At 39.3% G+C, this 10898-nt stretch carries 10 protein-coding genes; 3 read left to right on the forward strand and 7 right to left on the reverse strand.

Annotated elements, in window-relative coordinates:
• Together ACI1P2_RS31125 and xerS are read left to right on the forward strand one after the other, a co-directional pair.
• Positions 1-259, forward strand: a 259-nt coding sequence (locus ACI1P2_RS31125; protein WP_355327590.1) for a hypothetical protein, incomplete at its 5' end; no start/stop codon positions are given.
• An 86-nt stretch (positions 260-345) separates the two neighbouring features.
• Positions 346-1416: a tyrosine recombinase XerS gene (gene xerS / locus ACI1P2_RS31130; RefSeq protein ID WP_355327593.1), complete on the forward strand. Its 1071-nt coding sequence runs from the start codon at positions 346-348 to the stop codon at positions 1414-1416.
• A 275-nt stretch (positions 1417-1691) separates the two neighbouring features.
• On the opposite strand, the gene ACI1P2_RS31135 is transcribed toward xerS, so the two are convergent.
• Positions 1692-3980, reverse strand: coding sequence for an excinuclease ABC subunit UvrA (locus tag ACI1P2_RS31135; RefSeq protein ID WP_355327596.1), 2289 nt, complete (start codon positions 3978-3980; stop codon positions 1692-1694).
• Between the two features lie 153 nt (positions 3981-4133).
• The gene (locus ACI1P2_RS31140; RefSeq protein ID WP_355327598.1) at positions 4134-5066 is read right to left on the reverse strand and encodes an AraC family transcriptional regulator; all 933 of its coding nucleotides are present in this window, start codon (positions 5064-5066) and stop codon (positions 4134-4136) included.
• 221 nt (positions 5067-5287) lie between these two features.
• Between ACI1P2_RS31140 and ACI1P2_RS31145 the strand changes: the two genes are divergently transcribed.
• Entirely contained in the window at positions 5288-6070 is a 783-nt protein-coding gene (locus tag ACI1P2_RS31145; protein ID WP_355327601.1) for an SDR family NAD(P)-dependent oxidoreductase, read from the forward strand.
• Between the two features lie 635 nt (positions 6071-6705).
• Here ACI1P2_RS31145 and ACI1P2_RS31150 read toward each other — a convergent pair.
• The 5 genes from ACI1P2_RS31150 to ACI1P2_RS31170 all read right to left on the reverse strand — a co-directional run bounded on the left by ACI1P2_RS31150 (position 6706) and on the right by ACI1P2_RS31170 (position 10662).
• Positions 6706-7104, reverse strand: a complete 399-nt coding sequence (locus ACI1P2_RS31150) for a helix-turn-helix transcriptional regulator (RefSeq protein WP_355327604.1) — start codon at positions 7102-7104, stop codon at positions 6706-6708.
• Positions 7105-7176: 72 nt separating this feature from the next.
• Positions 7177-7491 (reverse strand): cupin domain-containing protein, encoded by a 315-nt coding sequence (locus tag ACI1P2_RS31155; RefSeq protein WP_355327607.1) that lies wholly within the window; start codon positions 7489-7491, stop codon positions 7177-7179.
• A gap of 473 nt (positions 7492-7964) precedes the next feature.
• Positions 7965-8306 (reverse strand): MmcQ/YjbR family DNA-binding protein, encoded by a 342-nt coding sequence (locus ACI1P2_RS31160; RefSeq protein WP_355327610.1) that lies wholly within the window; start codon positions 8304-8306, stop codon positions 7965-7967.
• Positions 8307-8334: 28 nt separating this feature from the next.
• The gene (locus ACI1P2_RS31165) at positions 8335-9660 is read right to left on the reverse strand and encodes a replication-associated recombination protein A (protein ID WP_355327613.1); all 1326 of its coding nucleotides are present in this window, start codon (positions 9658-9660) and stop codon (positions 8335-8337) included.
• A gap of 117 nt (positions 9661-9777) precedes the next feature.
• On the reverse strand, positions 9778-10662 hold the full coding sequence (locus ACI1P2_RS31170) for an AraC family transcriptional regulator (protein WP_355327616.1): 885 nt from the start codon (positions 10660-10662) through the stop codon (positions 9778-9780).
• Between the last annotated feature and the right edge of the window lie 236 nt (positions 10663-10898).

Here is a 10898-nt window from a genome sequence, read left to right on the forward strand (position 1 = left end):
TGAACGAGCAAAGTCGAGCTATTCTACGGCTGAGCATCTTTTTTTCGGCATCTCTCCAAAATTAGGGGGTCTGACCGAATCACGGCGAAATAATGGTACGGAAGAAGTTACCGGACGACATAACCGTGTTGAAGAAGTCGGGCTGGCCAAGCCGTCTTCTCCTGCCGAATGGGGACGCAGCAGTTCAATTCAGCGCAACGATCGTCATCTGGGCGAGCACCGAAAATGTCTGCAATTACGGTTTTATTTTTTCTTTTAGATAATCTCTATATTATTACGTAAAATAATAATTTGACGAATAAATATAAATAATTTATTCTGTACATTAAGGAGGTTTAGCAATCAATGGATAAAAACATAAAGCTGCATTACATAAAACGCGTTGATGATAAATGCGCGGAGCTCCCATGGTACGTAACCGAATATATCGATAGCCGCAAACGCAAGCTGTCACATACAACGCTGCTGAACTACTGCCACGACTACCTTATCTTTTTTGATTGGCTGGTGGCTGAGAAACTGGCTGCTGATCAACGCAAAAACATCGAGTTATCGGTTTTGGAGTCACTGACGGTGCGTGAGGTCGAAAATTTTCTGTCATTCCTGGAATATCAATTGGGAAACAACAAATACACGATCAACCGCAAGCTATCGGCGTTAAAGTCGCTGTTCGATTATTTGCAGAACAAAGCCGAAACGCCGGATTTGAAGCCGTATATCCAGCGGAACGTCATGGCCAAGATTGACTTTAATTCCATCAAGGAAAGCCAGGAAACCGTTGCGAACCGTATTGAAGGCAAAATTCTGCGGGAAGACGATTTTGAAAAGTTTCGGCTGTTTGTGGCGCATGATTTCGGTGAAATACATAGAAACAACAAACGTATAGCACGATTCCATGAGTTTAACCGCGAGCGGGATACGGCCATCGTATCGCTTATTCTTGGATCTGGGCTGCGTCTATCCGAGGTGGCAGGCATCAACATCGAGGATTTGGATATGAATAAAGGCCAGGTGCGTGTGCTGCGTAAAGGTAATAAGGAGCAATATGTATATTTTAGCCAGCAAGCGCTATGGGACCTGGAAAGCTATTTGAACATCCGGGAAACGCGATACGTTCCGGATAAATCGGAAAATTACTTATTTATAGCAGCGCCGATCGGCCGCAAAGGCAAAAGCCGGCGCTTAACGCCGAGATCGATTGAAAAGCTGATCGAAAAATACGCGACAGCATTCGGAAAACCGGCTTTAACGGTGCATTCCTTGAGGCATTCCTTCGCAACCCGTTACCATCTGGAGAACAACGACGTGCCAAGGCTGAAGAATCAGCTGGGGCATTCGTCAATCCAAACGACGATGATCTATACGCATTTAACTGATGAAGAGATGAGAAAAGCCGTAATCAATATGGATAAGTAAGTGAACGGGTCAACTGGAAAATGGCCGTTGTGCGGCCGTTTTCTTTATACATTTTCACAAAACTCGTATTTTGTACATATGTGTTATGGAACATTGTTTTTTCTTCAACTTTCATTAAATACTTTGAGCAATATTCATCTAATCCGCAATGGGACTGTGTGGACAAGAACTTGTAACGATAACATAAAAAAAGCCGCTAAAAGTAGCGACTTTAATAGGACTATGTTTTTGTCCTCGATAACCTGGATGATAAGATAATGTGTTGGAAGTTTTAGTTAGATGTTCTCCTCTACTACTGATTTTAAATAATGTGCAGTAACAGATTTTTTACATTCCATTAAATCAACAGGAGTTCCACTAAATATCACTTGTCCACCTTCATGTCCACCGCTTGGTCCTAAGTCTATGATCCAATCAGCTAATGCTATTATTTCTAACCGATGCTCAATGATGATAACTGTATTTCCTTGATTTACGAGTTGGTTAAATAACGCAGTTAACCGTTTGATATCATTATGATGTAGACCTGTGGACGGCTCATCAAGTACAAAAACATTTCCTTTTTTATGAATTTCACTAGCAAGCTTTAATCTTTGACTTTCGCCACCTGAAAATGTACTTGTAGACTGACCGAGAGCCATGTATCCAAGACCCACTTCTTGTAAACTTTTTAAACGTTCTTGTATTTTCTTCATTGAGAAAAATTGTAGTGCCTGATCAATCGTGAGTGCTAATACCTCTTTAATATTTTTTCCCTTATATTTGTAACTCAACGCTTCAGGATTAAAACGACCACCACCACATTCTTCGCAGACAATGGCTACAGCATCTGCAAAAGCAACATCAGGCTTTATTTCACCAGTTCCGTTACAAACGGGACATGCTCCTTTTGAATTTGAGCTAAACCACTCTGGACCGACACCATTTTCCTTTGCAAATATTTTGCGTATCTCATCCATTATCCCGGTATATGTGGCTGGAGTAGATCGAGATGAGATACCAATAGGTTTCTGATCAATAACAATGGATGATGGGTAAAGAGAAACAAATTCCTTACGAATCAAGCTACTTTTACCTGAACCCGCTACACCGCTAACGGCCGTTAATACACCTTTAGGTATAGAAATAGATATACCCTTTAAATTATTTGTAGTAGCATTTTCGATCAGAAATTCCTCTTTCCAAGTTCGCGGTGACCTGTTGACAATCACTGGCTCACGCAATGCATGGGCGGTTAGAGTATCAGCCTTTTTTAGGGATTCAACTGTTCCCTGAAAAACAAGATGACCTCCGTGATTACCTGCTTTTGGTCCAAGCTCTACAATTTCATCTGCCAGTTCAATCATGCTTCTGCTGTGTTCCACTACAATAACAAGATTATGTTTATCGCGCAGCTTCAAGAGTAACTTTGCAATTCGTTTGGCATCTTCAGGGTGAAGTCCAGCAGTAGGCTCATCAAAAATATAAGTGATATTACTTAAGTTACTTCCCAAATGACGAATCATTTTCAGACGTTGAATCTCACCGCCTGACAGAGTGTCTGTTCTCCGTGAAAGGGTCAGATACCCTAACCCCACTTCAACCATATGTTCTAAGACAGACGCTATTTGCCTAGCGATCGAAGTACCTACGGGAGTACTGACTTTTTGAAGTATAGGAAGCAAATCACTTACTTGAAGATCATAATAATCCGCAATATTATGGTTGTCGATTTTAGATGCTAACGCATTTGGATTTAGTCCTGTACCTTTACAAGCAATACATGGACGAGATTGTACAAAAGAGTTAATTTCATCTTGCAAACTCTTTTTTAGTTTAGAAATATCCCTATTGAGATATAACCTACGAAAACGGGGGATAACTCCCTCATAATCCACTTTGTCTGTTTTACCGGTATTATTTGATTTTAATTCAATTTTCAATGGTTTGTCTGTTCCGTATTGGAGTATTTTCCATTCTTCATCACTGAAATCCATTAGTTTTTTTTCTGAATCAAGAAAAGGATTATCTAAATATAATCGACTTTGCCAACCGGCGGAAAATTGACTAAACCGTATTCCTCCTTGTTGTATACTTCCTTCCGGATTAAAAAGGCTGTCATCGTTCAGGTCTAAACGTTTTCCAAGGCCTGTACATGTGGGACACATCCCTAATGGGTGATTAAAAGAATAAGCTGTAGCTCCACCTGCACTGGGAGATCCTACACGTGAGAACAATAAGCGGATTAATGGAGCTACATCTGTAGCAGTCCCCACTGTAGAACGAGCATTTGTACCCATAGGTTTCTGATCTACCACAATAGAAGGAGTAAGGTTACGAATAAAATCTACGGCTGGACGCTCATAATGCGGCATTTTATTTCTTAAATAAAGAGGATATGATGCCTGCCATTGTCGACTACTCTCCACTGCGATTGTATCAAAGGCTAAAGAACTTTTACCTGATCCAGAAACACCCGCGAAAATCACTAATTTTTCCTTTTCTATTTTCAAATCTATATGCTTTAAGTTATTTTCAGAAGCACCAACAATTTCAATAGCATCATCTGATTTGTTTTGTATCATTTTTCTCACTCTGCCTTCAATATAGAATAGTTATCGTATGATGGTGATTCAACCAGGTAATTTCATAGTTAAATTTGGTTTAAATATTTTATTTGTGTTTACTCACGAAGTTATTTGTTATTGTCTTACAGGTAATTATTACCAATATATGTTTTAATTTTGCATTTCTGAATTTTTAAAACTAACTTTATCCCGATATTTTTTGGGGGAGAGTCCGGTCTGGTTCTTGAACAATTTTCCAAAGTAACTGACACTGTTAAAACCACAGGAAAAAGAGATGTCCGAAATTGCCTGATTGGTGTTAGCCAGCAGCATAGTAGCCATAGATAAACGGTAATCTGTTAGATATTCTGTTGGAGATTTTTTTAAGATTGCATGGAAACAACGAAAACACTCCGTCCGGCTGATTCCTACAGATTTCACCATTTCGTCAATGCTGATACGTTCGCTAAAATGTGCATGGATATAGGATAGCAATTCTTTCAGACGTTGTTCCTGTGTATTATCAGAAATTAAAGAAAACATTTCTTTTTTATCATGTAAAATCCGAGCAGTAAGGAGCCTCCAAATTCTGAAGACCAGTTCGATGCAATGAAGTTCATAACCATTTTCCTGCTCAGTAAGGGAACAAAGTTCTTCAATCCCGGATAAGAGTAATTGGTCTTTCTGATCTGTGGCAGTCAAGAACAAATTAGTAATCCCGGAATCTATAATCGGTCGAATATTTTGGCGATAAATAGTTTCAAAATGTTTTATGTCAAAAAAGGCAAGTGGAAATACAAAACCTGCAACAACAGTACCTGGTGTCGTTCCTTTTGCGCTGTGAAGGCTTCCGGTATTAATAAATATGCCATCTCCCTCACCAAGTTTTTTGGTAGAAATTTGTTTCGTTCCATCATAAACTGTGTATTCTGCTTTACCTTTTAAGACGATTGCAAATTCAAACTCATCATGCCAATGACAGCTCCACTCATTCCTAAAGTAATCATCAAAATGATCAATACAAATTGTCAGTGGGATGGAATGGCTGCTGTAAGAAATATGTTCTCGTAAATCTTCTCCAATTTGTAAAGTTTTGAAACGCATACTCTCTCTCCTTCTAAATCTGGTTCTATATTTATAAAAATTTGTACAATTGTTACTATAAAACCACTAAATTTGGTGCTACGATTATATTCATCACATGAAGCTATGTCAACGCTCATGGTGTATTTCATTGCCAGTTCAATGTGTTTTTAAACATATTAACTTGGCTATAATAAATTCAATCCTACTATCAGAAGGATTAATATCTAGGAGGAAACACTATGTCATTTAATCCCCGTAACATTGTAATTACCGGCGCTGGCAGCGGTATTGGTGCTGCTACTGCACAAGCATTCGCCGAATCCGGCGACCGCGTACATTTGCTCGACATATCACAGGAAAGACTCGACGAAATCTCTGCAGATTTGCCTCACGTCACCACCCACCTCATTGATGTGGCTGACGCTCGCAAAGTTCGTGAGGTAATTGAGAGTATTGATAAGGAGTTTGGCTCTATTGACGTTCTTGTCAGCAATGCCGGCATCTTTGACGGTCTTGCCGGTATTCAGGAAACCACATATGAACTTTGGGACAAGATTATTTCAGTTAATCTCACAGGCGCATTTAACGTTATAAAACCCGTTTCAGAGGTAATGGTTCGTCAAAAATCAGGTCGTATTATTACTATTAGTTCAATCGCAGCCACTCGCACATCCCCTGATGGACTTTCATACGATGCCTCCAAGGCAGGTCTTGAGGGAATGACCCGCCGTCTGGCCGTCGATCTTGGATCTTATGGTATTACAGCAAACTCTGTTGCTCCCGGAGTAATCAATACATCAATTCTCGCTACTTCTCGAGAGCTTCTTGGTGACTTGATCTCCGCGGAATCGGGCGAAGACAATGACGAGTCGAATGCCAGCTACCTTGATACGGTCGTTCCCGCTCGTCGTGGTGGGCAACCTTCGGAGGTTGCAGCAACCATTCACTTCCTATCTAGCCCAGGCGCCGCATATATTAACGGTGAAGTCATTCATGTAGATGGTGGATGGATTGCAAGCTAGGTTTTGGAGAGTTCATCTGTAATTGACACTTAACTAGGTTTTACTTCCAAAATAGATATGAGCTAAATGAAAAGCGATTGCTCCAATGGAAGAGTATCCTGTTTAAAAATGGAGAATTTTATTTCTCTTCTCGTAACATGATGTCTAACTCTCGACCCTTTATGAGGACGGGAGTTTTTTGTTAGCCAATGATTAGCTCCATCTTTGTTCAGGTATGTCAATATAATGGGTGCGACCGCAACATCTTTCTTTACCTCTTTCACCGTATAAGGGCTATCTGTATAAAGTAGACGAAGAGTGTGGTTTGTTTTATACCTCCTAGCCTTGATTACAAAGAAAAGAATCTTGGTAATAACTCTCCAAGATTCTCAATTTATAACGTTAATTTTTTTATTACATATTATAATGGTGTGTAAATTTAGATATCTATTTATTGAACTAATTAGGTTAATTCTTTGAAATAATACCACCAATTACAACTGTAAAAGGTACGGGTGACCTTCACCGTATCAAATTTTATGTAGGAGCCACTTTCCTGTGTATCTTCTTTTAAAGGGAGACGGCTATCCTCTCTATCCCCGTTCTGGCGCACATGCTTCTGCCGCTACTCTGATGGCGTTACGCCCATTTTCTCTTTAAAACTCCTTATTAAACAGCTTTACATTGGCAAATCCGCAATCCGTGGCAATATCAATAATGTTGCTTGTGGTCTCCCTTAGCCTTGTTTCGGCTTTTTCTAAACGAATCAAAGTGAAATACTTCTGAAAGGATATTCCAATCTTACTATTAAAAAAGTGAGAAAAATAATAAAAGCTCAAATGCTCCTGCTCAGCCATCTGGTTTAGATTGATTTTATACATATAATTCTCGTCGACATATTGAATAATACGACGCAGCCGCTCGAGATCCACATCGCTCGCGTTCTTGCTGCCGTCCACCAGCTCAGAGGAAGAAAAATATCGAATCAGCTGGCCCATTAGCAGATGCAAATGCCCCATCACTTTATCACTGTAGCCTTTCTCCTGTTTGTTCAACTCCCACATCATTTGGCCGATACTGGAGCGAATGGAGATAAAATGGGGATTCCCCGAACCCTGTGCACCGGCCTAGCTGCAGTCAATCCGGTTTTTGTCTTGTTGGAACTGAGATTGTATTATTCCGGGATCGACCTGTTGAGTAAGCAAAACGTTGACTTCATCCGTTTTGTCGATCTTGTGCACATCCATACTGTTGATAACGAGCAGATCTTCCTCCTGCAGGATAAAATGCTCTTGGGCAACATGGATTTCCCCCGATCCTTTCAGAACATATATCAGCTCTAGCTCCTTATGCCAATGGAACGGGATATGATCAATGCTGTTAATAAATAGCTTAAAGGGCATATGATCATGATGTTCAATAAACTCATATCTGTGTTTCAAGTTTGTTTCCCCCACTTGCTTGCTCTCGATGCAGCAGAATTTATCGAAGAACTACTTTACAGGTTCCCCTCCAAAAAGAAAAGACATGCATGGTATGACGTAGTTTTGCTCTTCGTCTGTTCTCGGTAAGGAAGACTTCCTTTGATTTTTATAAAAGAAGTAAAGAGAAGCGTTGAGATGAAGATTGATTAAACGCATTTCTTTTATTCTCAGTATGGTAAAAACCCTGCTCCGTAAGGGCATTATACAATAACATACCACCTTTTTTGTTAGGGTTAGTAACTTATATAGACCCATCTTCTGATGCAATTTCACCTAGTAACATCGATGACATAAAGAGCTCGGGGGTTACGAATCAATTTGTTTAATATATAAACAGCAACAGACAAGACTTTATATGCTTACCAAGTCTTGTCTGTCACTGTTTGTTTGATTTCCCCCTAGATAAACACCATTACATTTTTCCTAATAAGTTATTTTTTCACCTTACGTTTGGGCTTCGTAAGATCAAAACTATGTTTTACCATGTCGTGAAGATCATCCTCCGGAAGTTCTCCATCTAGGATAACCGTATTCCAATGCTCTTTGCTCATATGATATCCCGGTTTAACTTCTTCAAATGCGTTTCGAAGGAATTCGGATCGATCAGGATCACATTTTAAATTAACACAAAGATGGCCATCTTTTTCAAATATTAACGCAAATATCTTCTCGTTTCCTTGGTGGCGTATGGCTGTCCAACCATCTCCAAAAGGATGATCCTCATATGAGGCTGGATATGACAAACCGTATTCAACGATTTCTTCTAATTTCATTTTAATTTTCTCCTATATTCCAATGTATTTATTTTTGATTGTTGTTCTGTTTGTGCCATGCTGCAATTTCTTCCATCCTTTGTTTAATTTTAGATTCAGATCCCTGTGTTGTCGGATGGTAATATTCACGTCCAATCAGGGAGTCAGGCATGGTCTGCATTTTTGTTAGCTTTTCTTCTGTGTCATGGGCATACTGATACCCTTTGCCATAATTCAGCTCTTTCATAAGCTTCGTTGGAGCGTTCCGAAGTTGCAATGGGACAGGTTCACTCATGGAATGTAAGGCATCTTTTTTCGCATAGCGATAAGCCATGTAAGCGGAATTCGATTTAGGAGCCAGGGTCAAATAAATAACGGCTTGTGTTAGATGAACATCACACTCTGGCATCCCTATCAATTGACAGGCTTGAAATACCGAAACAGTGATTTCCAATGCCCTATTGTCTGCCAAACCTACGTCCTCACTTGCAAACCTAACCAGCCTACGAGCGATAAATAACGGATCTTCACCTGATTCCAACATTCGTGACAACCAATAAATAGATGCATTTACATCACTATTTCGCATAGATTTATGCAATGCAGAAATGATATTGTAGTGTTCTTCACCATCTTTGTCATATAAAAGTGATTTCCGATGAATAATTTGAAGCAGCCCTTCTTTGCTAATTAGAATGGCTTCATCTTGTTTCTCTCCATTTAGCACAGCCATTTCTAAGGTGTTAAGTGCCACTCTGGCATCGCCATTTGAATATTCTGCGATAGCAGAAAGTACCCCCTCTTCAAAACTTATCTTCTGATCTCCGTATCCTTTAGGATCCAAAATCGCTTTTTCTAGCAATTCAACAATATCTTCACTGCTTAATTGATGAAGGACAAATACTTTGCTCCGAGATAACAAGGCTGAGTTAACTTCAAACGATGGGTTTTCAGTAGTCGCACCGATGAGAATAATACTTCCTTTTTCCACATACGGAAGAAAAGCATCCTGCTGTGCCTTGTTGAAGCGGTGAATTTCATCGATGAATAGAAGGGTTTTCTCCCCAAGCTGCCTGTTTCCCTCAGCTTCCTTCATTACATTCCGGATATCTTTAATACCGCTAGTTACAGCACTAAAATCAATAAACTTAGACTTGGTTTGATTGGCAATAATTTTAGCTAGTGTTGTTTTGCCAACACCTGGAGGACCCCAAAATATCATAGAAGACACTTGATCGTTTTTAATCATATCTTGCAGAACTTTTCCAGGGCCAAGTAAATGTTTTTGTCCTATAAAGTCCTCCAATGATTGAGGACGCACCCGATTAGCCAACGGTCGATCATGTTCATTATCAAATAATGTTCCTTGTATCACAGTATCACTCCCTGTTGAACAACAAATGTGTGTTCTTAAAAACTCTGTAATGGTTAAGCCAAATTTTTTAGAGGTGTTCCCCATTCATGTACTTTAGGCATGGTTAAAAATATATAATTAAAGGTTCTGCTTTCGGAATTCTACAGGCGTAAAGCCAGTTTCCCGTTTGAAAAATTTACTAAAGTGAGTCGTTTCTTGGAAATTAAGCATTTCTGCAATGTCGCTAATCAAGTAATCTGTATGCATTAACAAACGTTTAGCTTCGAGACTAATTCGAGCTGATATGAAAGCTTTAGCACTTATTCCAACAGCTGCGACTGTAACCCGTGTTAACGTTTTTTCTGTGCAATTTAAAAGGGCTGCATAGTCACTAACATGATTTAATTGGGCATAATTTTTCTCCACTAATTCTTGAAACTTCAAAAACTTTTGTGAGACCTGAGAAGTAGAAGGAATTTTTTTTTGTTTTTGAATGAGGTTAAGCCAAGCTACAAATGCATAAAGCTGAAACCGTAACAAAATATGAACATCTTCTTTAGCTACTTGAATTAAGGAGTCTTGAACCATTTGCTCTATCAACGTGTTTGCTCGCTGTAGCTCTGTAGTATTTAGCGTTAAACCCTTAGGGGTTCTGCCAATATCAAACGTTAAATTGAGTTCATTCAACGTAAGTGAAGTAGGAAGAAGGAATTCGTCACGGAAAAGAATAACCCATCCATCCCAGTTCTCATCGTTTCCAAAATTATGGACTTGTCCAGGTGTTACGACTATCAAAGTTCCTTCCTTACAAGGGATGGGCTCAAAATCGATCCATTGAGTACAAGTTCCTTCGGTGACACAAATGAGCATATAAAACTCATAACGATAAGTGATTTTCATACTTTCCTCTGGGGTTCGCTCTTTGAGAGAAGATACACTAAAAATCTCCATATCATATGGGTAAGAAAACACTGGTTTATATATAAGAGGTCTTATTTTATTTTCCTGTTTGAATGAATCCAACGATTATACTAACCTCCTCTAAAAGCATTTGATAACTCAAAATGTCCTTAAAATGTCATCTAATATCCCATTTTTGCCTTCATCATATCTAATTAATGACCTAAAATGATCATATCACATTTTTAGAGCGAAACAAACTTGTAGTGGGTCAAAGTGACACTGGATTGTCAACAGTAAATCAGACAGCTTTTTTAAGGGCCTCTTGGCGGTACTGAACAGGTGTCATGTATCCCAGT

It is taken from the genome of Paenibacillus jiangxiensis (assembly GCF_046098255.1).
GTDB classification, from domain to species: domain Bacteria; phylum Bacillota; class Bacilli; order Paenibacillales; family Paenibacillaceae; genus Paenibacillus; species Paenibacillus jiagnxiensis.